The organism is Rhizobium sp. PDO1-076, from assembly GCF_000247475.1.
In the GTDB taxonomy this organism is placed as follows: domain Bacteria; phylum Pseudomonadota; class Alphaproteobacteria; order Rhizobiales; family Rhizobiaceae; genus Allorhizobium.
The window spans coordinates 51,853-78,132 of the sequence record NZ_AHZC01000022.1 but is presented as its reverse complement, the minus strand read 5'-3'; the positions used below and the strand labels follow the sequence as shown (position 1 = coordinate 78,132).

The following is a 26,280-nucleotide window of genomic DNA, read 5'->3' as shown; positions in this document are numbered from 1 at the left end:
ACCCGATGGGCCTGCGTGCCAAGGTCGAAGAATCGCTGAGTGAAAGCCAGCAGGCAAAGACAAGCGACATCGCGCCGGAGCCCGATGCTGCCGATGTCCCGGCAGCGGCCACCGCAGAAATACCGTCGACATCCGTGACAACAGCACCATCTTCAGCACCGGCAGACGAAGCCGATGCGCCGCGCGAAGAGCGCGTGCAGCCGGCAGCAGCCCTGCTTGAAGGCCTGCCGCTGAAGAGGGAAAAAAGCCTGACGGCCGAGATCGTCGACCTGATGCCGGTGGCGCTGCTCGTGCATGTCGGCGACCGGCTGATCCATGCCAATCCGGAATTCTTCTCGCTAACCGGCTATGCCTCCCTGGACGAACTCGAACAATCCGGCGGCCTCGACGCATTGATCCAGCGCCAGGATCTCGACAGCAACGGTGATCAGTCCAGCCGGGTCGTGGCAGTCCGGGCCGACGATACGCTGGTGCCGGTGACCGCCCGCCTGCAGTCGGTGCGCTTCGACGACGCCAGCGCGCTGATGCTGGCATTGATCGTGCAACCGGAAGCGACCCGCCCGGCGCCGGTCCACGCGCTGCCGGAGATGACAGCAGCCCAGGCTGGAGAGGCTGCGCGCCTGAGGGTCGAAGTCGAGGAAATGCGCTCGATCCTGGAGACCGCAACCGATGGCGTGGTGATCCTCGATGCCGATGGCGATATCCGCTCGATGAACCGGGCCGCCAGCGCGCTGTTCAATTTCGACGACATGGAAACGCGCGGCAAACCGTTTGTCATGCTGTTTGCCCATGAAAGCCAGAAGTCGATCCTCGACTATCTGAGCGGCCTTGCCGGCCATGGCGTGGCGAGCGTGCTGAACGACGGCCGCGAAGTGATCGGCCGCGAGGCCTCCGGCGGCTTCCTGCCGCTGTTCATGACGATCGGCAAGCTGAGCTCGTCGAACGGTTTCTGCGTGGTCATCCGCGACATCACCCAGTGGAAGCGCACCGAAGAAGAGCTGCGCAACGCCAAGCGGGCGGCCGAAACCGCCAATGCGCACAAGACCGACTTCCTCGCCCGGGTCAGCCATGAAATCCGCACGCCGCTGAATGCGATCATCGGTTTTGCCGACATGATGGCGAACGAGCATTTCGGCCCGGTCGGCCATCCGCGCTACGGCGAATATGCCCATGACATCGTGCGCTCGGGCCGCCATGTGCTCGACATCGTCAACGACCTGCTCGACATTTCCAAGATCGAAGCCGGCGAGATGGACCTCGATTTTGCCGCGGTCGGCCTCAACGAGACCGTGCAGGCAGCCGTGTCGATCATCCAGCCACAGGCCAACAGCCAGCGCGTGATCATTCGCACCGCCCTGTCGCAGGCTGTGCCGAATGTCGTGGCCGACAGTCGGTCGATCAAGCAGATCGTGCTGAACATCCTGGCCAATGCCATCCGGTTTACTCCGTCCGGCGGCCAGATCATCGTCTCGACGGCCTATGAAGCCAATGGCAGCGTGGCGCTGAGGATCCGCGACACCGGCATCGGCATGTCGCGCACCGAACTGGAACAGGCGATGAAGCCGTTCCGCCAGGTCTCGACCGGCAGCCCGCGCAACCGCGGCGACGGCACCGGCCTCGGCCTGCCGCTGACAAAGGCCATGGTCGACGCCAACCGGGCAAGCTTTGCCATTTCGTCCGCGCCGAACGAAGGTACGCTGGTCGAGGTGAGTTTCCCCTCGCCGAGGGTGCTGGCAGATTGAGACGGCCGCGCAGCAGTCCGCGCTTTTGGAAACCGGCTGAGCCGCATGCAAGTCTGCGGCGACCATGAAATGGTGGAGCGACAGGTTGCCGCGATGATCGGGAGGAGATCTCGCGCCTGCCGCTCCGTTGCGCCATCGGTATGGTGGCATGGATCGATCGGGACCGCCGCATCACGACCTGATCGCCACCGCCGATGGCTTAACGATTGCGATTGCGCCGACCGTCACGCCAGGCCTGTGCGCGCAGAATAAGAGCGAGAATGAACGCTTGCATATCGATATTCCTTCGCCAATGACCCACGAGGGCGGTCAGGTGTGCCGGCACGAAACCGAACCGACGCCAATCCGGGAGGTGTACCGGTGGAGCCACCTGATGGATGCCGCCCTCGCAGCCGTGCCGCGCTCCCGGGCGCAGGCCAGAGAGACATGGCGCACTGTTTCCCGCAGGTTGCAGGCGTGATCAACACGCCGATCAAAGCCGCATAATCATTTGCAGCCCCGCATAACTTTTGCTCGGTCATTCATCGGAACGGAGAGGCCGCATCATGCCCGGTCGCCGCCCTTCGAGCGTGTCCTGGCCAAGAACTGCTTTGTGCCGACCATGGCGTGTCCGTTCGCAAAGCCGTCAAGCGACGTCAGTCGATCCGGTCGGTGCGCCGGTGCTGTCCCGGCGACACACCGAAACGGCGGCGATAGGCGGTGACGAAGTTGGAAAGCTGGCGGTATCCTACCATCCAGGCGACATGTTTCAAAGGCAGATCGGTCCGCTCGCGCATCAGGCGAGAGGCAGCTTTCATCCGTGCGTCCAGCAAAGCCCCAAAGACGGTCATGCCATAGAGATGGCGAAAGGCCTGGTTGAGGCGACGCGGAGACAAGCGCACCTGATTGGCGAGCCCGTCAAGGCTGGGAGGGCAGCGCAATTGCGTTATCAGCTGCTGATGGGCGTCACGGACGCGGGCAAGTTCGCTCAGGGTGAACGCCGCAGCGATTGGCGCTCCATCCGCCAGGTGATCGAGCTGATGTGCCAGGAGTTCCATCGCCCTGCTCTCGCGCCAAAGGGCGCCCATGCTGCCCATGTAGACGGGGCTCAAGAGATCCTGCGCCAAGCGGGCCACCATGCGGTTGCCTTCCAGCACCCGTGAAACAGGCAAGCGTCCATTGTCCAGAACGGCACGCACCAGCGGCGGAACCCCATCCTGCACCGCAAGTGCCTCCAGCGCATCGGGTTCCAGAAGCAGTGTCACAGCGCTCCAATGCTGGCCGGCCTGCAGATTATAGGCGATGTCACGTTCGGCAAGGCTGAGCAGAAAAGGACGCCCCGGCTCGTGCCAGACCTGTCTGGTATTACCGCTCGCGTCGATCGTGCCGGCCCCGTCGAGCATGGTGCCGAGAACCAGATTGCCCGCCGGAGAATCCCCTTGCGCCTTCAGGGTCCACGCATGGCTCGAACGGCCCCGTGAGCGATAAAGAGCGATGCCCGGCCGCACCGGGACGCGCTCGATGAACCCGGCAAACGGGCCATCGACGAACGCGATACGGCCCTCGCCATCGAAGCCCTGAACAGCACTTCCGACTTCGCTGTGCGCGATCCATGCCAATTCATCCATGCATTCATCTCTCTGTGAACGGTGATGGAAGGAGAATGTAAGCGGCTGTCCAGTCGATATAGTTTCGGCGAAAGGGGTCTTGTCAATCAAAGCCCATATGGTCGGCTCTTGCGTGACAAGCCGAGGATCGAGCGACATAATACAACCAGCGGACGCAAATGGCGACTGCATTTGCGGCAGGCTATCCCGATTGACGGTCTTGCAATCTCGGCGGAATCAAAGGACTGATGCGCTGTCCGCGTGACTGGCGCAGGGAGATGGATCACCATCGGGGAGCGCGGACCAACCCGACCGCCGCGCGCCTGGGCAATTCCTCCGACAGAAGGACTGCGCCCATGACCCTGACGATCACTGCCACGCTTTTCAGCATTCTCGGCGCCATCGCGATCGGCGCGATGAGCCCCGGGCCGAGTTTCATCCTCGTGTCACGCCTCTCCGTCTCGCGCTCTCGCCTACACGGTCTTGCCGCCGCGATCGGCATGGGCCTGGGCGGTGCGCTCTTTGCGACGCTAGCGCTCGCGGGCTTGACCGCCCTGCTGCAGCAGGTGGCCTGGCTCTATCTGACGCTCAAGGTTCTTGGCGGCATCTATCTCGTCTATCTCGGCATCCGGATCTGGCAGGGGGCACGCCTGCCTGTCGCCGATGTCGGAACCGGCACCTATGACGGCCGCTCGGCGCTCTCCTGCCTGGCAATCGCCTTCGCAACCCAAATCAGCAATCCGAAAACCGCCGTGGTCTATGCCAGCATTTTTGCGGCCCTGATGCCGGCCAGTCCGCCGGCTGCGGCGCTGCTGATCCTGCCTCCGGCGATCTTCGTCATCGAGGCCGGCTGGTACGCCATCGTCGCGCTGGCGTTTTCCGCCAGGCGCTCTCAGGCCGTCTATCTGCGCTTCAAGCTCTGGGTCGACCGCGCGGCTGGCGTCGTGATGGGTGGGCTCGGTGTTCGGCTGATCAGCGAAAGCCTGTCCTCGGCCAAAAACTGAAGACTGGGCGGGATGGCGGTGCGGCCAAGGTGGCCGTTTCCTTTGCGCGGCGTTTCGGCTAGAGAAAACCCAGTTTCGCTTTCGCAAGGACAGACAGATTGGTCTCTGACGTGCGCCCGCTCGCCACCCCTCGGATGAAGCCCGCCCGCGGCGGGATCGGCGCCGCCACCAAGGCGGCTATGGTCGTTGCCGCCGTGGTGTTCATGCCGATCGCTGCCATTTTTGTCATCGGCTTTTCCGGCGATGGCGAGAACTGGCAGCATATGCTGATGAATGTGGTGCCGCGGGCCGGTCTGCAGACCCTGTGGTTGCTGGTCCTGACCGGCGCCGTGACCGCACTTTTCGGCATCGGCACCGCCTGGCTGGTTGCGGCCTGCGACTTTCCATTTCGCCGCTGGCTGTCTCCGGCGCTTGTGCTGCCGCTCGCCATCCCGTCCTATCTGGCGGCCTATGCCTTCGGCGAATTTCTCGATTTCACCGGTCCGGTCCAGACGCTCTATCGTACGATCTTCGGCTTCAAGACCGCGCGGGACTACAGTTTCTTCGACGTTCGCTCGCTGGGCGGCGCGGTGCTCGTGATGTCTGCGGTACTCTACCCATATGTCTATCTCGCCTGCCGCTCGATGTTCCTGATGCAGGGGCGTGCCGCGGCCGACGTCGCCCGCACGCTGGGTGCCGGGCCTTTGCGGGTGTTTGCCAAGGTGCAGATCCCGATGGCACGGCCGGCGATCATGATCGGGCTCACCCTGGTGATGATGGAAACGCTGAACGATATCGGGGCGGTGGAGTATCTCGGCGTGCAGACGCTGACGTTTTCGATCTTCGACACCTGGCTCAACCGCGGCAGCCTGGCGGGCGCGGCGCAGATCGCCTGCGTCATGCTGATCTTCGTGGCGCTGCTGCTGCTTGTCGAACGCTATGCGCGCAAACGCCAGCGTTTTGCCAGCCACAAGACCACGGCAATCGTTACCGATGCAGTGCGGCTGCCGCTTGCCGGCGCCCGCGGCTTGTTTGCCACGCTGTTTTGCACCATGCCCATCCTGGTTGGCTTCGTGATCCCTGTTGTCGTCATGGGCGGCTTTGCGCTGCGCCGCCTCGATGGCTTCCTGGAACCGCGGTTGATCAAGGCTCTATGGAACTCCGCGCTGGTCTCCTCGTCTGCCGCCATCCTGACGGTGATCCTGGCCTTCGTCTTGTCCTACGCAGCCCGTACCGACCGCTCCCGGCTTGCGACCGGTGCGAGCCGGCTTGCCTCGCTCGGCTACGGCATCCCCGGCACCGTGCTCGGCATCGGCGTGCTGATCCCGCTTGCCGCGTTCGACAACGCGGTCGACGGTTTCCTGCGGGCGTATCTCGGCATTTCGACCGGGCTCCTGTTGTCTGGCACCGGTTTTGCCATCGTCTATGCCTATACCGTGCGGTTCCTGACCATGGCGGAAGGCACGATCGATGCCGGTTTCCAGAAACTCTCGCCGCATCTCGACATGGCATCGCGCACGCTGGGACGCTCCGGACTGCAGACCCTGCGCGAAGTGCTGCTGCCCAATCTGAGGCCCGCGGTGCTCACCGCCGCGCTTCTGGTCTTTATCGAAACCCTGAAGGAATTGTCGGCGACGATCCTGCTCCGACCGTTCAACTTCAACACGCTGGCGACGCTCGTCTACGAGGATGCCTCGCGCGGCATGGCGCAGGACAGCTCCGTTGCCGCCCTGATCATCATCCTGGCGGGCCTGATCCCGGTGATCCTGGTGTCTCGCTCGCTCGACGCGGGCAACTGACGAGGCAGGCGTCGGTCGTCCGGGCATAAAAAAAGGGCGGCCAATGCCGCCCTGAAATTGATGCTGTTGAACCGGAGTTAGAAGGCGATCAACATCATGTTTTCAAAACCCGATTTGGGTTTACACCGCACAGTCATCGTGCGTCTCCAAGTTGCCCTCATCTATGCCGACTGCCTCTTAACAGATCCCTAACGGGCGGCACTCCGCCACTACCCCAGAAATAGGGGGTGCACCCAGCGAGATGCCCCGATCCGGATCAGATGTGTCAGGACTTCAGGTCCGGCAAGTCGGCAAACAGATCCAGCGCCTCGGGATTGGCCAGCGCCTCCTTGTTCTTCACGGGACGGTTGTGCACAACTTCGCGCACGGCAAGTTCGACAATCTTGCCCGACTTGGTGCGCGGGATATCGGCCACCTGGATGATCTTTGCCGGGACATGGCGCGGCGATGCGCCGGTGCGGATCTTGGTCTTGATCTTCTTGTCGAGCGCCTCGTCAAGGATGAGCCCCGCCGCCAGTCGGACAAAGAGGATGACGCGCACGTCGTCGTCCCAGTCCTGGCCGATGCAGATCGCCTCGGCCACTTCATCCAGCTGCTCGACCTGATTGTAGATCTCGGCGGTGCCGATACGCACGCCGCCCGGATTGAGCGTGGCGTCGGAGCGACCGTGAATGACCAGCCCGCCATGCTCGGTCCATTCTGCGAAATCGCCATGGCACCAGATATTGTCGAAGCGGTCGAAATAGGCCGCATGATATTTGGCGCCGTCCGGGTCGTTCCAGAACATCACCGGCATCGAGGGAAAGGCCTTTGTACAGACCAATTCGCCCTTTTCGCCACGCACGGGCTTGCCCTCGTCATCCCAGACATCGACGGCGAGGCCGAGGCCGGGGCCCTGGATTTCGCCGCGCCAGACGGGTTTCAGCGGATTGCCGAGCACGAAGCATGAGACGATATCGGTGCCGCCGGAGATCGAGGCGAGCTGCACGTCGTCGCGAATGCCCTCGTAGACGAAGGAAAAACCCTCCGGCGACAGCGGCGAGCCGGTCGACGTCATCAGGCGCAGGCTGGAGAGGTCATGGGTCGTCTTCGGGGTGAAGCCGCCCTTGCGAACAGCGTCGATATATTTCGCCGAGGTGCCGAAGATGGCGAATTTCTCCTGCTGGGCATAATCGAACAGGACATTGCCGTCGGGATGGAAGGGCGAGCCGTCATAGAGGCAGAGCGTCGCGCCGCTGGCGAGGCCGGAAACCAGCCAGTTCCACATCATCCAGCCGCAGGTGGTGAAATAGAACAGCCTGTCGCCGGCCGAAAGCCCGCAATGAAAGCGCTGCTCCTTCAGGTGCTGCAGCAGCGTGCCACCGGCGGAATGCACGATGCATTTGGGCACGCCAGTGGTTCCCGAGGAAAAAAGGATATAGAGCGGATGCGCAAATGGCAGCGGCACATAGTCGATGTCCTTGACCGCATAAGGCGCGATGAACTGATCGAATGTGCGGCCATCGGCAAGGGATGCCGCCAGCGCCGGTGCATCGCCGGCATAAGGCACGATCAGGACGGGAACGGCCAGTTTTTCGGAGACGGCCCTGACCTTGTCGGCCACGTCCTGACGCTTGCCATTGTACCAGTAGCCGTCGCAGGCAATGAACAGTTTCGGCTCGATCTGGCCGAAACGGTCGAGCACGCCCAGTTCGCCGAAATCAGGTGAGCAGGACGACCAGATCGCCCCGATCGAGGCCGCGGCCAGCATCAGCGCAATTGTCTCCGGCATGTTCGGCATCATGGCCGCCACCCGGTCACCTTCGGAAATGCCGAGATCGCGCAAGGCTTGCTGCAGGCGAGACACCGTCGCGGTCAGCCGCTGCCAGCTCCAGCGCTCGGAAACCTTGTCCTCACCCCGGAAAATCAGGGCGTCACCGTCGCCCGCCTTCGCCAGCAGGTTCTCGGCGAAGTTCAGACGGGCTTCGGGAAAGAACCGTGCCTTGAGCATGACATCGCCATCGACCAGATCGATGCCGCCTTTGTCGCCCCTGACATCGCAATAGTCCCAGACTGCCGACCAGAACGGGCCACGCTCGCTGATCGACCAGTCATAGAAGTCATCATAATCATCGAAGGTCTTGTCGCGGCACTTGCCGCACCAGGTGATGAAATCCGTCATGGGAGCCGATGCCTTGAAGGCTTCCGACGGCGTCCAAAGGGGCATAGTATCTGTCATGCATTCCTCCTCACATGGTCGATGTGTATATCATACCGCATCGCAATATAAAGGATGGTCAGTCCTGCGGTTTGCACGGCTCCGCCAATTCCTGTATCGGGCGAGACTAGGCAATCACGGTTGGACACGCCACCGCCTGAAGGATCGAGAATGTCCGACGCCCGGATGAGCAAAAAACTGCACAACAGGCAACAGCCCGGCCGGCGCCGGCTGCTGCGGCTTGTCATTGTGGTTTCAGCCAGCGTGATCCTGGCCTCGGTTCTGCTTCGGATCGCGGCGCCGCATCTGATTTCCAGCAGTCTGGTGCGCTCGGCGATCGGATCGGCGGTCAGTGGCTGGACAGGGCATGACGTGACGATCAACGGGCCACCCGTGATCAGCTTCTGGCCGGAGCCTCGGGTGACGCTGACCGATGTCAGCGTGCACAAGCGTGAAGGCAACAGCGATCAGTTGCTGGCTGAAATCGATGCACTGTCAGCTTCGTTCGGCTTCTACAGCGCCATCCGTGGCCAGCCACAGTTTTCAGAATTTCGATTTGTCCGGCCAAGGATCAGGATCGAGCGTAACAGGGACGGCAAGCTCGACTGGAGCAATGAAGGCAGGCTGACCGCAGCCGTGCGCGACGCGCACCGGAACGGAGCCGGCATGCAGGAAATCGATCCCAGCCTGGATGCCGCGGTCGACAGCGTGCAGGTCGTCGATGGCGAGGTCACGCTGGTCGACGAGACATCCGGACAGGAGTTCGTCGCCCAAAGCCTGCAGGCGGACATCGACTGGCCCAGACTGTCCAGCGCTTTCGACGCCAAGGCATCCTTGAGTTTCGAAGGCCGGCCGGTCACCCTGCAGATCCAGACAGATTCACCTCTTATGCTGATCGGTGGCGACGTCGCGGATGTGGTTCTCGGGATTGATGTCAAAGGCCTTACCGGCCGCTTCCAGGGCAAGGCGAACCTGATGAAGGGCCGGCTTGGCGACGGCAGCCTCGAACTCAACGCTGCAGATGTCCCGGCGTTTGCCGCCTTTAGCGGCCTTCGTCTTGCCGGCAGCGAGGATTGGCAAACCGCAGCACTGAAGACAAATCTCGTGATGGCGGTCAATGAACTGCGATTTGAGGACCTGTCCTTCCAGGTCAACGGCACTAGCGGCGACGGGTTCCTTGCGCTAACGCATCCGGATCAGGCACGCCCGACGCTCAGCGGCACGCTGGCGCTTGACCGGCTCGACCTTGCCGGATTGCTGCGCGGTCTTGAACTCGATGTCGACGACAAGGCGGAGGCCCGATTGCCGGGTTTTGTCGATTGGATCGATTTCGACGTGACGGTATCGGCGCGCATCGCGACATTGGCACCGTTCGAACTCACCGGTCTCGGAGCCAGCCTGATCGGCAAGGGCGACAGTCTGAAACTGGTGATCGGCGACGCGGAATTTCTCGGCGGTTCGCTCAGCGCCCGCTTCTCCCGCCCGGATGGCGCCGTCGGCCAGGATGCGGACCTCAGCCTGTCGCTCGAGGGCATTGACATAGAACACCTGATGGAGGGCCTGGCATTGGATGGCACCATGCCAGCGGGACAGGCCTCGGTCGATCTTGTGGCACGCCTGCCGAACGGCGGACCGAATGGTGGGCTCAGGCAAAGCGTCGAGACCATGTCGGGCACGTTGCGGTTTCGCGCCGATGACGGGGTGTTGCGCAATTTTGATGCTGAGGGTCTTCGGGCCATGGCAAAGGGGCACGCCTATTTTCAGCTGAGTGCTGCGGGCGATGAGGATTTTTCTTTCAGCCATTTCGACCTTACGGCGCGCTTCGATCATGGGTCGGCTGAAATCGAAAAGGCCCAGATCTCGGGCAGCAGCGAAACCCTGACACTGAGCGGGATCGCGCCCTTCACCCGCCAGGCACTGGCCCTGCGGGGTGAACTGACCCCGACTGATGAAGGCGGTGCAAATGCAGACAGCCCGCTGTCCTTCTTCATCGGCGGCGTCTGGTCCGATCCGGTGATCTCTCCGGTGCCGAATGCCCCGTCGCCATCCATCGCGCCCCGTCTGCCAGCCAATCCCGCGCCGTAGCGATCAGGCCAACTGCTTCCCATTGTTTCGGCAGTCGCTAAGATAGACCGAATCAAGCGTGTCTGGGGGAACGGACGTTGCGGGGAATATTATCGGGACTGGTCAAGGTTGCGCTGGCATCGCTGATTGCCGGCACATTCCTGTCGTTTTTCGGTCTCTCGCCCAGAGCCGTTCTCGACTATTTCGGTGTCACGCCCGACGAGATCTACTCGGCGATGATCGCCGGGTTCGGCTGGGCCGCCCCGCGCATGTTGCTTGGCGCGATGATCGTCCTGCCGCTGTGGCTGATCACCTATATCCTGCTGCCGCCACGCGACTAGGCATGGCGGCATGTCTCGCAGATCTTACGACGTTGCCCGTGCCGCGACATGTTCGTCGCGCTGGCGCTGCAGTTCCCGCTGTTTCGTGGTCAGGGAGGCGATGATGACGCCAATGGTGACGATGCCGATCAGGATGGTGCAGACCGCATTGATTTCCGGCGTGACGCCGAGGCGCACCTGCGAATAGATCTTGATCGGCAGCGTCGTTGCACCCGGCCCGGTGGTGAAGCTCGCGATCACCAGATCATCGAGCGACAGGGTGAAGGCCAGCATCCAGCCGGACACCACCGCCGGCAGGATCAGCGGAAGGGTGATCTTGAAGAAGGTCTTGACCGGCGGGCAGCCTAGATCCTGGGCAGCCTCCTCCAGGCTGGTGTCGAAGGTCAGGAGACGCGACTGCACGACGATCGCCACGTAGCACATAGTGAATGTCGTATGGGCGATGATCACCGTCACCAGACCGCGATCGACACCGACGGCAACAAAAAGCAGCAGCAGCGACAGGCCGGTGATCACTTCCGGCATGACCAGCGGCGCATAGACCATGCCAGAAAACAGCAGGCGGCCGGGGAAACGGCCGTAGCGCACGAGAGCCAGCGCCGTCAGCGTTCCAAGCACCGTACCGAGCGAGGCACTGAGCAGGCCGACCCGCAGCGTCACCCAGGCCGCATCCATCAGCCCGGCATTCGACCACATCTCGCGATACCATTTCAGCGAGAACCCGCCCCAGACGGTGACGAGCTTGGAATCGTTGAACGAGTAGATGACCAGGATCAGGATCGGAATGTAGAGAAAGGCAAAACCGATGGAGAGGATGGTCGCGTCGAACTTACCGGATTTCATCGTGGCACCCTCCCCTCACGCTTTCTGCTGCTGGTTCTGGAAGATCGCGATCGGCACGACCAGCATCAGCAACAGCAGCACGGCGACGGCAGAGGCCAGCGGCCAGTCGCGGTTTCCGAAGAATTCCGTCCACAGCGTCTTGCCGATCATCAGCGTCTCGGCACCACCCAACAGGTCGGGGATGACGAATTCGCCGGTGATCGGGATGAAGCAGATCATCGAGCCGGCAATCACGCCCGGGATGGACAGCGGGAAAGTGATCTTCCAGAAGGCCTTCCACGGTGGGCAGCCGAGATCGCTCGCGGCTTCCAGCAAGGTGCCGTCGAGCTTTTCCAGCGCCGAATAGAGCGGCAGGACCATGAAGGGCAGATAGGAATAGACGATGCCGATGAACACGGCCGTCTCGGTGCGGAAGATCTGCACCTGATCGTTCGGGTCCATTAGACCCAGCCAGTGCAGCACGATGGTCAGCAGGCCCTCCGGCTTCAGGATGCCGATCCAAGCATAGACGCGGATCAGGAACGACGTCCAGAATGGCAGGATGACCAGCATCAGCAATGTGGGTCGGATCGTGACGGAGGCGCGCGCCATGGCCAGCGCCATGGGATAGCCGATCAAAAGCAGAAGAAGCGTCGAGATGCTCGCGATCCGCAGCGAAGACAGGTATGCGTTCATGTAGAGCGGATCTTCGAGCAGGAAGAAATAGTTCTCGAAATCCAGCTGCGAGAGATAGTCGCGGATCGAGGCCAGGCCTTCGAAGACCGGTGTGTAGGGCGGCATCGCGATCGCCGTGTCCGACAGCGAGATCTTCACGATGATCAGGAAGGGCGCGACGAAAAACAGCACCATCCAGAGATAGGGAATGACGACGACCAGCCAGCGGGCCGGATCGGATTTGCTTGTCGAGACTGGTTCGGCCATGGTCGCCTCCTCAGCGGGTCAGGACAAGGCCGGCATCTGCCGACCAGGACAGCCAGACCATGTCGCCGAAGGTGATCGGCCGGTCGACCAGACGGGCGACATTGGCCTGGGCTGCACGGAACATGCGGCCATCATCCAGCTTGACGATGAAGACCGAAAAATCGCCGAGATAGCCGATATCCCAAACTTCACCATGCAGGGCATTGGCCGAGATATCGGCCGGCTGATCGAGAGAGATGCGGACCTTTTCCGGGCGGATAGCAAAGGCGACGGCATCGCCGGGCGACGCTGCGCAGCTTTGCTCAACGGCAACGCTGATGCCTTCGCAATCGACCTTGACGATATCGTTGCCGGTCGCGGCATCGCGGCTGACCAGCTTGCCCTCAAGGATATTGATGTCGCCGATGAAATCCGCAACATAGCGGCAGTTAGGCGCCTCATAGATCTCGGCCGGCGTCGCGACCTGAACAAGGATGCCCTTGTCCATGACGGCAATGCGGTCGGACACCGTCATCGCCTCTTCCTGGTCATGGGTGACGATCAGGAAGGTCAGACCAAGCTTGGTCTGGATATCCATCAGTTCGAACTGGGTTTCCTCGCGCAGCTTGCGATCGAGCGCGCCAAGCGGCTCGTCGAGCAGCAGCACCTTGGGGCGCTTGGCAAGAGAACGGGCCAGCGCCACGCGCTGGCGCTGACCGCCAGAAAGCTGGTTCGGCTTGCGCTTGGCAAACTGGTCGAGCTTGACAAGTTTGAGCATTTCCTGGACACGCGCATCGATCTCGCCCTTGGGCAGATTGTCCTGTTCCAGGCCGAAGGCAATGTTCTTTTCAACCGTCATATGCGGGAAAAGCGCGTAGGACTGGAACATCATATTGGTCGGGCGCTTGTAGGGCGGCGTGCCTGAGAGGTCCTTGCCTTGCAGCAGGATGCGGCCCGATGTCGGCTGCTCGAAACCGGCCAGCATGCGCATCAGCGTGGTCTTGCCACATCCGGACGGACCAAGCAGCGAGAAAAATTCGCGCTCGTAGATATCCAGCGTCAGATTGTCGACCGCGACGAAATCGCCGAAGCGCTTGGTGACATTTTCAAAACGGATGAAGGGAACCGCGTCCGGATCGGTCCATGGTGAGAATTTACGCTTAACTGGCCCCAGAGATTTCGCCATCGCCTGATCCCGACTGTTTTGTTGTTCTTGCTTGTTGTTCTTGCTTGTTGTTTTGGCCCCACAAGAAAAAGCCGGGCGATTGAGGCGCCCGGCTGGTGTTTTTGACCGTTAGCTGCCGGTCTTGATCTGGGTCCAAACCCTGTTGAGCACCCGCTGCTCCTTCGGCCCATAAGGCGAGATCGTGAAGAGCTTCTTGACGGTCTCTTCGGTCGGGTAGACGGACGGGTTTTTGATCACCGCCTCATCGAGCAGAGCCTGCGAGGCCAGGTTGCCATTGGCATACTGCACATAATTCGACGCCTTGGCGATCACTTCCGGCTTCATCAGATAGTTGATGAATTCATGTGCTTCGGCGACATTCTTGGAATCCGCCGGGATCGCCAGATTGTCGAACCACATGTATGTGCCTTCCTTCGGGATCACATACTCGATCTCGACGCCGTTCTTGGCTTCTTCCGCACGCGCCTTGGCCTGCAGGATATCGCCCGACCAACCAATCGTCACGCAGATGTCGCCATTGGCGAGATCATCAATATAGGAGGATGAGTTGAAGGTCTTAACGAACGGGCGGATCTGGGAATAGACGGCACCACCGGCTTCGAGGTCGGCGGCCGCCTTGCTGTCCGGGTCCTTGCCGATGTAGTTCATCGAGATCGCGAAGGTCTCGTCCGAAGCATCGAGAATGTTGATGCCGCAGGCCTTCAGCTTTTCCGCGTTTTCCGGCTTGAAGATCGCATCCCAGCTATCGACCTTGAAGTCGGCGCCGAGCGCTTCCTTGATCTTGGCGGCGTTGTAGCCGATGCCGGTCGTGCCCCACATGTAGTTGACGGCATATTCGTTGCCGGGATCGTACTTGGCCAGGCGCTCGGAAATTTCCGGCCACATGTTGGCGAGGTTCGGCAGCTTCGACTTGTCGAGCTTCTGGAACACGCCGGCCGTGATCTGGCGGGCCAGGAATGGACCGGTCGGCACGACGACATCGTAGCCGGAGCCGCCAGCGAGCAGCTTGGTTTCCAGCAATTCGTTCGAATCGAAGACGTCATAGACGACCTTGATGCCGGTTTCCTTGGTGAAATCCTCCAGGACAGATTCGTCGATATAATCGGACCAGTTGTAGACGTGGACGACGCGTTCCTGCGCCTGGACAGCCGATGCGATGAAGATCGTCGCGAGGGCCACCGACGCTGTACGAATGAAATGAGCCTTCATTTTTTCTCCTGTTCCTGCCTGCGGACCGAGGGTCTCGCATGCCATTCCCGTTGTTTTTTTAAGAGACTAGAAAGGAATTGGACGGGCGACAAGCGAAATTCTTCGCAGTTGCAAAGGCAATATTGGGCCTGCCCTGAATTACTGGAAATCGAAGGCGCTCAATCCCGTGACCATTTCATCAAGGCCGAGCGGACGCGTCAAAGGCGGCTCGGCGCGCGACAGACAGCCCGAACGCTCGCACAGCCGACAGGCGGTGCCGATCGGAACCGGCTCCACCGCCGGCGCACGGACGGCATCCGCATAAACCACATCGTCCGCCTGCGCGATGTCGCAGCCGATCAGCAATGCCGTGCGCCTCACCCGTTCGCCAAAACCCGCCTGGGGTCCCTCCAGCGTTCGCGAGACCGTCAGAAAACCAGCGCCATCCGGCATCTGGACATGGTCGACAAGAATCTGGGCCGGCTGGGCGAAAGCCACATGAATGTTGAGCTTGGGACAGAGGCCGCCGAATTTTGCCTGGGGAAAGCCTTGCGCGCCGCTGCGACGGAAGCGATTGCCGGCATTGTCGACTTCCAGAAGGAAAAACGGCACCCCCTGCGCACCCGGCCGCTGCAGCATGGTCAGGCGATTGGCCGCCTGCTCGAACGAGACATTGAAGCGGGCGCGCAGGACGTCGATATCGTAGCGCGCGCGCTGGGCCGCCGACAGGAAGGCGCCGTAAGGCATCATCAACGCATGGGCGGCATAACGCGCCAGTTCGAAACGGCCGAGCCGCCTCGCCTCGCCGGAGGTCAGGGCCAGATCCTCCAGCGCTGCCTGGATCTCGTCATTCAACGCCAGCAGACAGACCTCCATCGCCACTTCGCGCAACTGGTCGAAGGCGGACAGCCGCTCGGACAGAAACAGGCGCATGGAATGGCGGTCGTAGCGGCGGCGCAGTGACGGCATGGTCTGCACCGGCAGGGCGCGCACGACGATGCCGTGCTTGTTTCTCAGCCAGGCTTTCAGGGCAACCGCGAGATCATCGCCGGCGACCAATCCAAGGGCGGCGTGGAAGGCCTCGGCGGCATCCTCGATGCGGGCGTGGAAATTGGCGCGCCTCTCGATCACTTCTCGCACTTCGTCAATCGGCAGCCTGGCGCCCGAAAGGGACGTCTCATGGCCTTCGCGGGCCAGAAGATCGGCGAGATCGGTCAGGCGCGCGGCCTGCTCGCGATAGGCGCGGTAGAGCTTGACGATGCCGTTTGCCGCATTGGGTGCTGCTTCGGCAATCTCGATCAGCTCCTGATCGCCCGGCAGTTCGCCGGACAGAAGCGGATCGGCGAAGACCTCGCGCAGCAGGCTCGCCGTGCCGCCGGCCTCGCCCTGCAACTCGTCGAGATCGACCTTGTAGACCGATGCCAGTTTCAGCAGCAGCTGGACCGTCAGCGGACGCTGGTTGCGCTCGATCAGGTTGAGATAGGAGGGCGAGATTTCCAGCGCCTCGGCCATCGCCGTCTGGGTCAGGCCCAGACCATTGCGGATGCGCCGGACACGCGGGCCGGCAAAGATCTTGTTCTCAGCCATTCGACAGCCTCTTTACAAATTCCGACAACATTCCCGCCCGTCGTAACTTTACAGGATTTACAGCTTTACACTTCGAGCTTGTCAAAGACAAGACAGCCTAACCTCTTTCAACGCGTTGATTTCATGTTTTTTCTAGCTGATTTGTGCGGCGCGATGTAAATCTAGTCACATCAAAGGCGAGCGGAATTGACGACGAGCTCGCATCGAGGAGTGAAAGGGAGACTACAATGACTGATTTTTACAATCTCGTTCCGAACGCACCGAAGGGCCGCTATGACGGCATCCAGCGCAGCTACACCGCCGAAGACGTCAAGCGTCTGCGCGGCTCGGTCGAGATCAAGCATTCACTCGCCGAAATGGGCGCGAACCGGTTGTGGAAACTGATCCACGAGGAAGACTTCGTCAACGCGCTCGGCGCGCTCTCCGGCAACCAGGCGATGCAGATGGTCCGGGCCGGGCTGAAGGCGATCTATCTCTCCGGCTGGCAGGTTGCCGCCGATGCCAATACCGCTTCGTCGATGTATCCCGACCAGTCGCTCTATCCGGCCAATGCCGCACCGGAGCTTGCCAAGCGGATCAACAAGACGCTGCAGCGCGCCGACCAGATCGAAACCCAGGAAGGCAACGGCCTTTCGGTCGAAACCTGGTTTGCACCGATCGTCGCCGATGCCGAGGCCGGTTTCGGCGGACCGCTCAACTCCTTCGAGATCATGAAGGCCTTCATCGAGGCAGGCGCTGCTGGCGTTCACTATGAAGACCAGCTCGCGTCGGAAAAGAAGTGCGGCCATCTCGGCGGCAAGGTTCTGATCCCGACGCAGGCACATATCCGCAACCTGTCCGCGGCGCGTCTGGCCGCCGACGTCATGGGCACGCCGACACTGATCATCGCCCGCACCGATGCCGAAGCGGCCAAGCTTCTGACCTCCGACATCGACGAGCGCGACCGGCCCTTCGTTGACTACGATGCCGGCCGCACGGCAGAAGGCTTCTACCAGGTGAAGAACGGCATCGAGCCGTGCATTGCCCGCGCAATCGCCTATGCACCGCATTGCGACATGATCTGGATGGAGACATCCAAGCCGGATCTCGAGCAGGCGCGCAGGTTCGCCGAAGCCGTGCACAAGGTGCATCCGGGCAAGAAGCTCGCCTACAATTGCTCGCCGTCGTTCAACTGGAAGAAGAACCTGGATGACGCGACGATCGCCAAGTACCAGAAGGAACTCGGCGCGATGGGCTACAAGTTCCAGTTCATCACGCTCGCCGGCTTCCATCAGCTGAACTACGGCATGTTCGAACTGGCACGCGGCTACAAGGATCGCCAGATGTCGGCCTATTCGGAGCTGCAGCAGGCGGAGTTTGCCGCCGAAGCCAACGGATATACTGCGACCAAACATCAGCGCGAAGTCGGCACCGGCTATTTCGATGCCGTGTCGCTGGCGATTTCGGGCGGCCAATCGTCGACGACGGCGATGGGCGAATCCACAGAGCATGACCAGTTCCGCCCGGCGGCGGAGTAGTACACGCACCCTCCCCTTGAGGGGGAGGGTCGGCACGAAGTGCCGGGGTGGGGTGACCTTCGCGAGACGCAACGGATCACCCCCACCCGCAGCTTTGCTGCGACCTCCCCCCCTCAAGGGGGAGGTCATTCAACAACCCCCAATACAAGAGGAGAAATACCATGACCCCGCAGACCCGAGTCAAAGAACGCGCAGAAGAACAGTCGTCGGCCATGAGCACCGATCAGCAGGCGATGATCCGCATGCTGGCCAATGACCTGCATCGCCTGAACCATTCGATCATGAAGGCCGTCGATGCCGGCGTGTCCGTCGAGCTGGTCCGCTCCGCCCGCCACCATGGTGGCGACGGCAACTGGGGCGACCTCTTGATCCCAGTCATCGTGACCCAGGGCGCCCACGCCGCCTGATCAGAACACCGTCTACCGTCCGGCCCTGACCTCCGGAACGGCTGCCCGCACAAGGATCACCTCGGGGGAGGAGCGACGGTCGTTGTGCGGGCTTTTTCTTCAGAGCCGGCGCCAGTTCACGCGCGGTTGGCGCGATGTCCGGCAAAAAGCTCGGAATGCGAGCGCAGCAGTTTTGTCATGCGGTCGACCACCGTGCGGATCTCCGGGCGATGGCGGTCGTCGTTGTTCATCACGATCCACTGGCGGTGGCGCAGGTCGACGATCTCCCCGCCCGCCCTCTGCAGCCGCGGCTCCAGATCGCCGACAAAACAGGGCAGCACCGCAATGCCCGCACCCGCCAGCGCCAGATCCCTGAGCGAGCGCGGACGGTTGACGGTGGCAACGATCCGGTCCGCCACCTGCTCATGCGGCCAGCGCAGATAGGCGGAAATGGCGTTATCCCGATCGACGGCCAACCAGCGCTCCGGCCCGGCATCGCCCGTGTTGCGGGCCCGGAAAGGCGCATAGGCGACCTCCCCGACCAGGGACGTGGCGAGGTTGAGCTCATCCGGTTCGAAAGCGCGCATGCCGATATCGCTTTCCCGGTGGGCGAGACTGGCGCGCTGTTCACCGATGAAAAGATCGATGCGAAAGGCATCGCGCTCCTGGCGAATGGCCGGGAAGTTTTCCGCCAGCAGCCAGCCGATCCAGGTGCCGACCGCAATCCGCACCAGGGCATCGGACGCTGTCCCGCGTCGCCAGATATCGACCTTGCGCGAGGCGGATTCCAGCTCACCCAGATGATCGAGCAGGACCTTGCCGTCGCCGGTCAGCGTGTAGCCGGTCTGGCTGCGGTGAAACAGCGGCCGCCCCAGATCCTCCTCCAGCACCAGCATGCGACGACCGATGGTGGCGGGGCTCAATCCACTGGCGGACGCCGCCCCGGTCAGGCCACCCAGCCGGGCGACTTGCAGAAAGAGCTGATAGGAATCCCATGCTATGTTTTTCATGGATGAAACATATAGCGCATTCTCCCGTGTTTATGGAGCTAAATTTGTCGAATAGATGGGGTGATGGATTGAACGAGAGGAGATCCGTCATGGTCGAGATCTATGCAGCGATGGCTGTCGAGGCCCTCAGAGAGCGCAATACGCAGAATCCTCGCGTCGAAGAAGAGGCGTTTTATCAGGCTTACCGGGAAAGCTGGTGGACGCGACTGAGCAAAGCCTGGAGCGCCAAGCGGCGGAAACAGGCGGTCGCGAAAGCGAAAGCGAACGCGGAGCGGGAGTGGTGCCGTGACGGGCAACCGGCCGAGTGAGGCGATCGGTATCATTGGCCGTCAACCGCCTGCTTTATAGTCTGGATCGTCTCCGCGCCGGCAAGGCTGGCGCGGAGATGGTTACTCGGGTCAGACGCTGACGCGTCGACCTTCCTTGTCGGCCGACTTACGATCGGCGCCGTGTTTTTCGATGATCGCCTTGGCGTCCTCGACCGAGATACGATGCTTCTTGGCAAACGCGATCGGCTCGTAGGGCTTGGCTTCAGCGCTTGTGTTTTTATCGGACATGAAAGTCTCCGTTCGTGCGGGATCCGGCGGGGCGCCGAAACCTGTGGAATTCGTGTTGGATGGTAAGGATTGGGTCGGCCTAGTCTGCCCGCGATCTTTTCGCAGGCGGCCGCCTCGACGTGTTCTCTATGTGGGAAGAGGCTGCGTCTTTACAAGGATGAGGTCCGGACTGGCGCATCGGCATGCCTGTCTGTCCGTGCCATCCGCCATGCTGCCCTGTAAAGAAAGGCAGCATGCAAAGGGGGTGGTCAGTATTTTTTCTTGCGCACGGTCTTGTTGCCGCGCGGTCCCGATGTGATCGGCGTGCGGCTGCGGCTTTCCTCCAGCAGACCACGCCAACGTTCCACACGATCGGCATCGAGGGTGCCCGTCTTGACCGCGGCCTGGACCGCACAGCCCGGCTCATGCACATGGGTGCAATCGCGAAAGCGGCACTGCTCGGCGAGATCGGTAATATCGCTGAACAGGGCTTCGATGCCGTCGGCGATGTCGCTGACATAAAGCGTGCGGATGCCCGGCGTATCAACCACCCAGCCACCGCCGGCAATCGCGTGCAGCGAGCGGGCCGTCGTGGTGTGGCGACCCTGCGCATCATATTCGCGGATGTCGCCGGTCTTCTGCAGGCTTTCGGATCCGGCAAGCGTATTGACCAGCGTCGACTTGCCGACGCCGGACGAGCCGACCAGCGCAACCGTCTGGCCTGCGCCGCACCAGGGTTTCAATGCTGCAATCGCATCTGCCGACTTGGCGTTGAGGACAACGACCGACAGATCGCGCTGCAAGGCCCTTGCCTGCTGCGCATAGGTGTCCGCATCGGCGACGGTGTCGGCCTTGGTCAACACAATCACCGGCGTCGCTCCAGCCTGATGCGCCATGATCAGATAGCGCTCCAGCCGTGCCGGATTGAAATCGGCGTTGCAGGACGTGGCAATGAACAGCGTATCGACATTGGCTGCGGCCAGCTGCTGGCCGTGCTTCAGTTCGGTGCGCCGCTGCAGGACCGTCTTGCGGTCAAGCCGGCGGACCAGCATCTGCGTGAAGGGATCGGCGAGAACCCAATCACCCACGGCAAAGTCTGCGGTGTTGACGTTCGAGCCGATCTCGAGTGCCACCGGGCCACGGGCATCGATCGCCTCGAGGCGCGAACGATGAACGGAAGAAATGCGCCGGGGCGCGAGGTCCATTTCGTCGGGCGTGACCTGCGTGCTGAAAAATTCAGACCAGCCCAGCGGCTCCAGCGATGATGGATTGTTCGAACCAGTCACAGTCTTCGCATCATTCATGGCTTCTCCCGATGTTTTGGCCCGGCCTTGCCAGCCAGCATCAAGATAGGCCTAACGGCGATCCGATGGATTGCAACAAAAAAGGCCAGGCAATCAGCCTGACCTCCCTGGGTAAACTTGCTTTCGACAGTGCCGGTACATCCGCGGTCAAAGGAAAGCAGTTTCCGATTATACAGCCTGCAGGTTGCAAGCAGACATCTTGCCCGACTTCTTGTCGCGCTCGAGGTCGAAGCCGATCTTCTGGCCTTCGACGATTTCGCGCATTCCGGCGCGCTCGACGGCAGAGATATGAACGAACGCGTCAGCGTCGCCATTGTCAGGCTGGATGAAGCCGAAGCCCTTGGTGGAATTAAACCATTTTACTGTGCCGGTGATCATGATGAACCCTTTCATAGCAGTATTGAGTAACCACAGTGCCGAAGCGCTGCGGATGGTGGTAGCGAATTTTGAAATGAAGGTTCGTTCAGGGCACGCTCATAAAACGCGCGGTAACCAAAGCTCAGCAAGCAAAATATCGACAGGCCCGATATAGGCAAGCACACCGGCATTGTCAACTTTTAGTTTTTGCTAACCTGGCGATCGTCTTTTGATTGCATTAGCGATGAATACAATCCGCCACATTGCCTTTCGGCCCGTGTTGCGGCCTGCAGCCGACTTCCCCGATGGGAGAAATGCCGACTGCAATGGCGCCCCGGACGCGGTGCCTATCCTTACAGCGGCTTACGCCGCCCGTGCCGCGCCGGCTCGCTCGGTCTCGATACGGAATTGCTGCAGCAGGTCGCGCAACGCATCCGTCTGACCCGAGAGATCCTGGGTTGCGGCTGTCGCTTCCTCGACCATGGCGGCATTCTGTTGGGTCATCTGGTCCATGCGCGATACGGCGCCGTTGACCTCCTGCAAAGCGCCGGACTGCTCGCGGCTGGTTTCGGCGATCTTCTCGACATGTTCGCTGATGGCGGAAATCTGGCTGCCGATGCGCGACAGGACTTCACCGGTCTGCTGCACATGGGTGGCACCACTTGCGACTTCCTGGGCGGAGCGATTGATCAGCCCTTTGATTTCCTTGGCGGCACCGGCCGAGCGCTGGGCCAGTTCACGAACTTCCTGCGCGACGACGGCAAAGCCCTTGCCAGCCTCGCCCGCACGAGCGGCCTCGACGCCGGCATTAAGCGCCAGCAGATTGGTCTGGAAGGCGATCTCGTCGATCACGCCGATAATGCTGGAGATCTGGCCCGAGGCTTCCTCGATCCGGCCCATGGCCGAAATCGCACTGCCGACAACGACGGCGGATTCATCGGCATTCTTCTTGGCGTCGCGCACCACGCCATTGACGCGCTCGGCGCGTTCGGAGGCGGACCTTACGGCAACGGTGATCTCGTCGACGGCGGCCGCCGTCTCCTCGAGCGATGCCGCCTGCTGTTCGGTGCGGCGGGCGAGATCGACGGCCGACTGCGCCATCTGGCGGCCGTTGTTCTGGATCATGTCCACATTGCCGGCGATCTGACGCATGGTGTCGCGCAGGCGGGCCAGCGACAGGTTGAAATCGGTGCGCAGGGTTTCGAGGCGGCCATGGAACCGGTCCTCGATCTCGAAGGAAATATCGCCATTGGCAAGACGTTCCAGAGCCTGGGCGAGCTTCGTCACGGCGTGGTCGATCTCGGCATCCAGTGCCCGCTTGTCGGCATCGTTGCGACGGCGCTCGGCTTCGGCTTCCTGCTGCTCGCGGTGGCGCTCTGCCTCCATCTCGATCTTGGTATGAGCATTGGTCTTGAAGACGCCAAGCGCGCGCGCCATCGCGCCGATTTCGTCGCCGCGCTTGTCGCCGATGATGCCGGCTTCCAGGTCGCCTTCTGCAAGACGCTGCATGGTTGCCGTGATGCGGGCGATCGGTCGCTGCAAGGTGAGCACCAGTGCGAAGCCGCCAATGATGGCGACAACGACGCCGACGACCATGGTCGAGATCGACAGGCGGTTGGCTTCCTGGGTTTCCGTGCCGGCCACATCCTTCTGCAGATCGGCAAAGGCGGTCAGCGACGCCCAGATCGTATCCATGGTCCGGCTGGCTTCGGCATAGCTTGTAATGCGGTCGGCGCTGGACTTGACCAGCGTCTCGCTGTCGGCTGTCAGGCCAGCCAGGTGCGGGGTGATGGCGGCAGTGAGGCTTTCGTAAAATGCCTTGTCGGCGATGCTGCCGCCGAGCACGGCGAGGTTGTCGCCGACCAGCTTGATCTGGCGCAGCAGCGGATCGCGCGCCTTGTCATCCTTGGCCATCAGGAAGGCGGCGGTGATCAGGCGCAGGTCATAGACATCGGCAATCAGCATGCGGCTGCCCGACAGGACATCGGCGGCCTGTACCGCGCTGGTTTCGACGGCGGCAAAGCGGCTGACGGCGAGCGCATTCTTTTCTGCTGCACTGGCGCGCAGGATGGCCTCATAACCACGGAATTTCGCCATGACCGGCCCGATGGCGCGACCGGCCTCCAGGCTGGTATCATCCGTGGCGAGCTTTTCCTTCAATTCGGCAATGGTTGCCTGCAGGGCCTTGCCCAGATCCTTGTGCTGCGGCGGCAGGGCGGTTGCAATCTTGCGCTGGGTCTTGACCAGTTCGGGCAGCGCCTTCTGCAGAACCGGGAACTGCGCCTCGGGCAGGCCGGCGGAGAAATAGTCCCTGGCGAGCGTGGCCATGAAATTGGCGGCGGCTGTCAGACGATCGGCTTCGCGCAGCGCGCTCTTCGCATCATTTTCACCCGAGACCACGGCGCGCTGCAATTTCTGCGCTTCGTCGGAGACGCGGATCTGCTGGGCCATCAGGCCCTTCAGATGTTCGTTGATGCCGGTTGCGAGCTGAACTTCGGCCTGGTGCAATTGCCACAGGCTGTCGATCTTCTGGTTGATCGCACCGGTGCCGGCAATCGCTTCGTCGAGAAAATTGCGACCCACGCCGTCTGCACCGATTTCCGTGACGTTGACCTGCAGCGTGCCCTGCTGGGCCGACAATTCGGCAAGAACGGCGGCACGCGTTTCCTCCGACGTTTCGCTGAGAAAACGCGCCATCGTTGCATTGACATTGCGGAAGCCGTTGAGCGAACGCATCGTGCCGTTGGAGATCTCCATGCGCTGCTGCAGCATGCCGGACGCATAAAGGCCCATCAGGCCGACGACCGTGATCGACAGCACAAATGGCAGGACGAAGGCCATGACCTTGGTCGATATCGAAAAACGCGACAAAATACGATCGATCAACTTGTTTCCTCCAAGCAATTGCGACGCTTGCGCGCCGACTTCCTCCCCGCCTGCAATCCATCGCCGCGCAACCTGAAACAATGTGCAGCGATTTTTCGGCAAGTCTCCGTGGAAAAGCCTGCAACAAAAGTATCAAGACGAAGTTAAGTGAAAGCGCGTGACCGCTTCACATCAGCCGTGCACGTGTCCAAGCTTAGGCTCAAGCAGACTCGAAGGCCGGATCGGCAGCAAGACAGGACACGCAGCGGGACGCATCGGATCGGAATTTATATCCGGCGAGAATAGCGGCCCGGCCTTTGTCGGCCGGCCGTTCATTCTGCTGTGGACGTGATCAGTGGATCAGGCAGATGGCAAGAGCGGCCAGCGCGCTTGCTGCGTAAGCGCTGAGAATGGCGATATGGAGCAGCCGGTCGCGGTCGGCGTCCCGCGTGCGGGCAATGGCAATGGCGCGGGGTTTGCGATCATGTCTGTTCATCAGCGCTGTCCTCATAGTGGGCCACTCGACAGGAAGCATGCCTTTTCGGGCTTGCCGGCCCGACGTCATGTCACGGATCCCTGAGGGTCACCGCTCCGGCAGTGCTTCAGGATGGCGGACGCATGTTAACAAGTGCTGAATTATCAGGCGAAGCTGGCGTGGATCACTGGAAAAGGCAAACATTGTGGCCAAGCCGGCCATTGATGCGCGGTCACAAGCTCTCGCCAGCGGCAAATCCGGACGCCCAGGCCCACTGGAAATTAAAGCCGCCCAGCCAACCGGTGACATCCACGCATTCGCCGATGAAATAGAGACCCGGGACATCCCTGGCCATCATCGTGCGGCTATCGAGGTGGCGTGTGTCGACACCGCCGAGGGTGACTTCCGCAGTGCGATAACCTTCCGATCCGGCGGGCTTGATTACCCAGCGGCGGAGATGCTGCTCGACGGCCGCCAAGGCCTTGTCAGACTGATCGGCCAGCGGCCTGTCCAGCTTCAGGCTGTCGGCAATATATTGCGCAAGGCGCTTGGGCAGGTGCTGGGCAAGCACGGTCTGTACCGCCTGTCGACCGTTTTCGCGCCTGGCCTGCTTCAGGCCCTCGAGGATCGCCACATCCGGTTCCAGCGACAGGAGGATCTCGTCGCCCTCGCGCCAGAAGCTGGAGATCTGCAGGATCGACGGACCCGAGAGACCGCGATGGGTGAACAACATGGCTTCGTGGAAGCTTGTCTTGCCGTGGCGGATTTCGGCGTCGACCGCAACACCGGCGAGCTCGGCCAGATCGGCGAGCAGGTTCGGCTCCAGCGTCAAGGGCACGAGCGCCGGCCTTGTCTCGGTCACGGTCAGGCCGAATTGCTCGGCGATACGATAGCCAAAACCGGTAGCGCCCATTTTCGGGATCGACTTTCCGCCGCAGGCAACCACCAGCGATCTGGCCGTGATTGCCCCCTCCGAAGTCTGCAGGCGAAAGCCGTCGATGCCGTGCTCGACCGTGTCGATCGTAGTCGAAAGCCTGAGGTCGACATGGGCGGCCCGCATCTCTTCGAGCAGCATGCGGATGATATCCTTGGCGCTGTCATCGCAGAACAACTGACCAAGGGTCTTCTCATGCCAGGCAATCTTGTGGCGATCGACCATGGCGATGAAATCATGCGGGGTATAGCGAGCCAGCGCCGACTTGGCGAAATGCGGATTGTTCGACAGATAGTTCTTCGGACCGGCATGAATGTTGGTGAAGTTGCAGCGGCCGCCGCCGGAGATGCGGATCTTTTCGCCCGGTGCCTTGGCGTGGTCGAGAATGACAACCGAGCGGCCGCGTTTGCCCGCCGCCATCGCTGCCATCATGCCGGCCGCGCCTGCGCCAAGGATGGCGACATCATACTGCTTGGCCAT

23 protein-coding genes and 1 riboswitch are annotated in these 26,280 nt (G+C 61.6%); of the genes, 9 read left to right on the top strand and 14 right to left on the bottom strand.

Going from position 1 to position 26,280, the window contains the following annotated elements:
• Both PDO_RS02255 and PDO_RS02250 read left to right on the top strand, forming a co-directional pair.
• Positions 1 to 1,742, top strand: a 1,742-nt coding sequence (locus PDO_RS02255) for an ATP-binding protein (RefSeq protein ID WP_007597223.1), incomplete at its 5' end; no start/stop codon positions are given.
• 148 nt (positions 1,743 to 1,890) lie between these two features.
• Positions 1,891 to 2,202: a globin family protein gene (locus PDO_RS02250; protein ID WP_141649788.1), complete on the top strand. Its 312-nt coding sequence runs from the start codon at positions 1,891 to 1,893 to the stop codon at positions 2,200 to 2,202.
• A 175-nt stretch (positions 2,203 to 2,377) separates the two neighbouring features.
• Here PDO_RS02250 and PDO_RS02245 read toward each other — a convergent pair whose 3' ends face one another.
• Positions 2,378 to 3,349, bottom strand: coding sequence for a helix-turn-helix transcriptional regulator (locus tag PDO_RS02245; protein ID WP_007597222.1), 972 nt, complete (start codon positions 3,347 to 3,349; stop codon positions 2,378 to 2,380).
• A 230-nt stretch (positions 3,350 to 3,579) separates the two neighbouring features.
• A riboswitch (ZMP/ZTP riboswitch) is annotated at positions 3,580 to 3,664 on the top strand.
• Between the two features lie 20 nt (positions 3,665 to 3,684).
• On the opposite strand from PDO_RS02245, the gene PDO_RS02240 reads away from it, so the two are divergent.
• Both PDO_RS02240 and PDO_RS02235 read left to right on the top strand, forming a co-directional pair.
• Entirely contained in the window at positions 3,685 to 4,332 is a 648-nt protein-coding gene (locus PDO_RS02240; RefSeq protein ID WP_007597221.1) for a LysE family translocator, read from the top strand.
• Positions 4,333 to 4,466: 134 nt separating this feature from the next.
• Positions 4,467 to 6,110: an ABC transporter permease gene (locus tag PDO_RS02235; protein ID WP_052023367.1), complete on the top strand. Its 1,644-nt coding sequence runs from the start codon at positions 4,467 to 4,469 to the stop codon at positions 6,108 to 6,110.
• A 265-nt stretch (positions 6,111 to 6,375) separates the two neighbouring features.
• Here PDO_RS02235 and PDO_RS02230 read toward each other — a convergent pair whose 3' ends face one another.
• The gene (locus PDO_RS02230; protein WP_007597219.1) at positions 6,376 to 8,328 is read right to left on the bottom strand and encodes an acetoacetate--CoA ligase; all 1,953 of its coding nucleotides are present in this window, start codon (positions 8,326 to 8,328) and stop codon (positions 6,376 to 6,378) included.
• 165 nt (positions 8,329 to 8,493) lie between these two features.
• Here PDO_RS02230 and PDO_RS02225 point away from each other — a divergent pair, with 165 nt between their 5' ends.
• Complete coding sequence (locus PDO_RS02225) at positions 8,494 to 10,392, top strand: AsmA family protein (RefSeq protein WP_160167015.1); 1,899 nt, start codon at positions 8,494 to 8,496, stop codon at positions 10,390 to 10,392.
• Between the two features lie 77 nt (positions 10,393 to 10,469).
• Complete coding sequence (locus PDO_RS02220) at positions 10,470 to 10,712, top strand: DUF6460 domain-containing protein (RefSeq protein WP_007597216.1); 243 nt, start codon at positions 10,470 to 10,472, stop codon at positions 10,710 to 10,712.
• A gap of 24 nt (positions 10,713 to 10,736) precedes the next feature.
• On the opposite strand, the gene PDO_RS02215 is transcribed toward PDO_RS02220, so the two are convergent.
• The 5 genes from PDO_RS02215 to PDO_RS02195 form a co-directional block, all read right to left on the bottom strand.
• The gene (locus tag PDO_RS02215; RefSeq protein ID WP_007597214.1) at positions 10,737 to 11,555 is read right to left on the bottom strand and encodes an ABC transporter permease; all 819 of its coding nucleotides are present in this window, start codon (positions 11,553 to 11,555) and stop codon (positions 10,737 to 10,739) included.
• Positions 11,556 to 11,570: 15 nt separating this feature from the next.
• Positions 11,571 to 12,476, bottom strand: a complete 906-nt coding sequence (locus PDO_RS02210) for an ABC transporter permease subunit (RefSeq protein WP_007597212.1) — start codon at positions 12,474 to 12,476, stop codon at positions 11,571 to 11,573.
• Positions 12,477 to 12,486: 10 nt separating this feature from the next.
• A complete protein-coding gene (locus PDO_RS02205; protein ID WP_007597211.1) occupies positions 12,487 to 13,641 on the bottom strand; it encodes an ABC transporter ATP-binding protein in 1,155 nt (384 codons plus the stop codon).
• A 108-nt stretch (positions 13,642 to 13,749) separates the two neighbouring features.
• The gene (locus tag PDO_RS02200) at positions 13,750 to 14,850 is read right to left on the bottom strand and encodes a polyamine ABC transporter substrate-binding protein (protein WP_007597209.1); all 1,101 of its coding nucleotides are present in this window, start codon (positions 14,848 to 14,850) and stop codon (positions 13,750 to 13,752) included.
• Positions 14,851 to 14,988: 138 nt separating this feature from the next.
• On the bottom strand, positions 14,989 to 16,416 hold the full coding sequence (locus PDO_RS02195) for a helix-turn-helix domain-containing protein (RefSeq protein WP_007597207.1): 1,428 nt from the start codon (positions 16,414 to 16,416) through the stop codon (positions 14,989 to 14,991).
• Between the two features lie 227 nt (positions 16,417 to 16,643).
• Between PDO_RS02195 and aceA the strand changes: the two genes are divergently transcribed.
• On the top strand, positions 16,644 to 17,933 hold the full coding sequence (aceA, locus tag PDO_RS02190; protein ID WP_007597205.1) for an isocitrate lyase: 1,290 nt from the start codon (positions 16,644 to 16,646) through the stop codon (positions 17,931 to 17,933).
• Positions 17,934 to 18,094: 161 nt separating this feature from the next.
• A complete protein-coding gene (locus PDO_RS02185; RefSeq protein WP_007597203.1) occupies positions 18,095 to 18,340 on the top strand; it encodes an SMc00767 family acetate metabolism repressor in 246 nt (81 codons plus the stop codon).
• Positions 18,341 to 18,456: 116 nt separating this feature from the next.
• On the opposite strand, the gene PDO_RS02180 is transcribed toward PDO_RS02185, so the two are convergent.
• Positions 18,457 to 19,329, bottom strand: coding sequence for a LysR family transcriptional regulator (locus PDO_RS02180; protein WP_007597201.1), 873 nt, complete (start codon positions 19,327 to 19,329; stop codon positions 18,457 to 18,459).
• 89 nt (positions 19,330 to 19,418) lie between these two features.
• Between PDO_RS02180 and PDO_RS02175 the strand changes: the two genes are divergently transcribed.
• Positions 19,419 to 19,637 (top strand): hypothetical protein, encoded by a 219-nt coding sequence (locus tag PDO_RS02175; RefSeq protein ID WP_007597200.1) that lies wholly within the window; start codon positions 19,419 to 19,421, stop codon positions 19,635 to 19,637.
• A 90-nt stretch (positions 19,638 to 19,727) separates the two neighbouring features.
• Here PDO_RS02175 and PDO_RS28500 read toward each other — a convergent pair whose 3' ends face one another.
• The 6 genes from PDO_RS28500 to PDO_RS02155 form a co-directional block, all read right to left on the bottom strand.
• The gene (locus tag PDO_RS28500) at positions 19,728 to 19,886 is read right to left on the bottom strand and encodes a hypothetical protein (RefSeq protein WP_007597198.1); all 159 of its coding nucleotides are present in this window, start codon (positions 19,884 to 19,886) and stop codon (positions 19,728 to 19,730) included.
• Between the two features lie 248 nt (positions 19,887 to 20,134).
• Positions 20,135 to 21,169 (bottom strand): ribosome small subunit-dependent GTPase A, encoded by a 1,035-nt coding sequence (gene rsgA, locus PDO_RS02170; RefSeq protein ID WP_007597197.1) that lies wholly within the window; start codon positions 21,167 to 21,169, stop codon positions 20,135 to 20,137.
• Between the two features lie 168 nt (positions 21,170 to 21,337).
• Positions 21,338 to 21,547, bottom strand: coding sequence for a cold-shock protein (locus PDO_RS02165; protein WP_007597196.1), 210 nt, complete (start codon positions 21,545 to 21,547; stop codon positions 21,338 to 21,340).
• A gap of 342 nt (positions 21,548 to 21,889) precedes the next feature.
• Entirely contained in the window at positions 21,890 to 24,412 is a 2,523-nt protein-coding gene (locus tag PDO_RS02160; RefSeq protein WP_007597195.1) for a methyl-accepting chemotaxis protein, read from the bottom strand.
• A gap of 331 nt (positions 24,413 to 24,743) precedes the next feature.
• Positions 24,744 to 24,887, bottom strand: coding sequence for a hypothetical protein (locus PDO_RS28160; RefSeq protein ID WP_007597194.1), 144 nt, complete (start codon positions 24,885 to 24,887; stop codon positions 24,744 to 24,746).
• 211 nt (positions 24,888 to 25,098) lie between these two features.
• The gene (locus PDO_RS02155; RefSeq protein WP_007597193.1) at positions 25,099 to 26,280 is read right to left on the bottom strand and encodes a BaiN/RdsA family NAD(P)/FAD-dependent oxidoreductase; all 1,182 of its coding nucleotides are present in this window, start codon (positions 26,278 to 26,280) and stop codon (positions 25,099 to 25,101) included.

Bases quoted from the DNA above. Each gene is read 5' to 3' on its own strand.
- PDO_RS28160 (WP_007597194.1), bottom strand. From the start codon at position 24,887: ATGAACAGACATGATCGCAAACCCCGCGCCATTGCCATTGCCCGCACG.
- PDO_RS02155 (WP_007597193.1), bottom strand. From the start codon at position 26,280: ATGGCCAAGCAGTATGATGTCGCCATCCTTGGCGCAGGCGCGGCCGGC.
- PDO_RS02245 (WP_007597222.1), bottom strand. From the start codon at position 3,349: ATGGATGAATTGGCATGGATCGCGCACAGCGAAGTCGGAAGTGCTGTT.
- PDO_RS02205 (WP_007597211.1), bottom strand. From the start codon at position 13,641: ATGGCGAAATCTCTGGGGCCAGTTAAGCGTAAATTCTCACCATGGACC.
- PDO_RS02215 (WP_007597214.1), bottom strand. From the start codon at position 11,555: ATGAAATCCGGTAAGTTCGACGCGACCATCCTCTCCATCGGTTTTGCC.
- PDO_RS02175 (WP_007597200.1), top strand. From the start codon at position 19,419: ATGGTCGAGATCTATGCAGCGATGGCTGTCGAGGCCCTCAGAGAGCGC.
- PDO_RS02225 (WP_160167015.1), top strand. From the start codon at position 8,494: ATGAGCAAAAAACTGCACAACAGGCAACAGCCCGGCCGGCGCCGGCTG.
- aceA (WP_007597205.1), top strand. From the start codon at position 16,644: ATGACTGATTTTTACAATCTCGTTCCGAACGCACCGAAGGGCCGCTAT.
- PDO_RS02180 (WP_007597201.1), bottom strand. From the start codon at position 19,329: ATGAAAAACATAGCATGGGATTCCTATCAGCTCTTTCTGCAAGTCGCC.
- PDO_RS02185 (WP_007597203.1), top strand. From the start codon at position 18,095: ATGACCCCGCAGACCCGAGTCAAAGAACGCGCAGAAGAACAGTCGTCG.
- PDO_RS02165 (WP_007597196.1), bottom strand. From the start codon at position 21,547: ATGATCACCGGCACAGTAAAATGGTTTAATTCCACCAAGGGCTTCGGC.
- PDO_RS02230 (WP_007597219.1), bottom strand. From the start codon at position 8,328: ATGACAGATACTATGCCCCTTTGGACGCCGTCGGAAGCCTTCAAGGCA.
- PDO_RS02235 (WP_052023367.1), top strand. From the start codon at position 4,467: ATGAAGCCCGCCCGCGGCGGGATCGGCGCCGCCACCAAGGCGGCTATG.
- PDO_RS02240 (WP_007597221.1), top strand. From the start codon at position 3,685: ATGACCCTGACGATCACTGCCACGCTTTTCAGCATTCTCGGCGCCATC.
- PDO_RS02210 (WP_007597212.1), bottom strand. From the start codon at position 12,476: ATGGCCGAACCAGTCTCGACAAGCAAATCCGATCCGGCCCGCTGGCTG.
- PDO_RS28500 (WP_007597198.1), bottom strand. From the start codon at position 19,886: ATGTCCGATAAAAACACAAGCGCTGAAGCCAAGCCCTACGAGCCGATC.
- PDO_RS02250 (WP_141649788.1), top strand. From the start codon at position 1,891: ATGGATCGATCGGGACCGCCGCATCACGACCTGATCGCCACCGCCGAT.
- PDO_RS02195 (WP_007597207.1), bottom strand. From the start codon at position 16,416: ATGGCTGAGAACAAGATCTTTGCCGGCCCGCGTGTCCGGCGCATCCGC.
- rsgA (WP_007597197.1), bottom strand. From the start codon at position 21,169: ATGAATGATGCGAAGACTGTGACTGGTTCGAACAATCCATCATCGCTG.
- PDO_RS02200 (WP_007597209.1), bottom strand. From the start codon at position 14,850: ATGAAGGCTCATTTCATTCGTACAGCGTCGGTGGCCCTCGCGACGATC.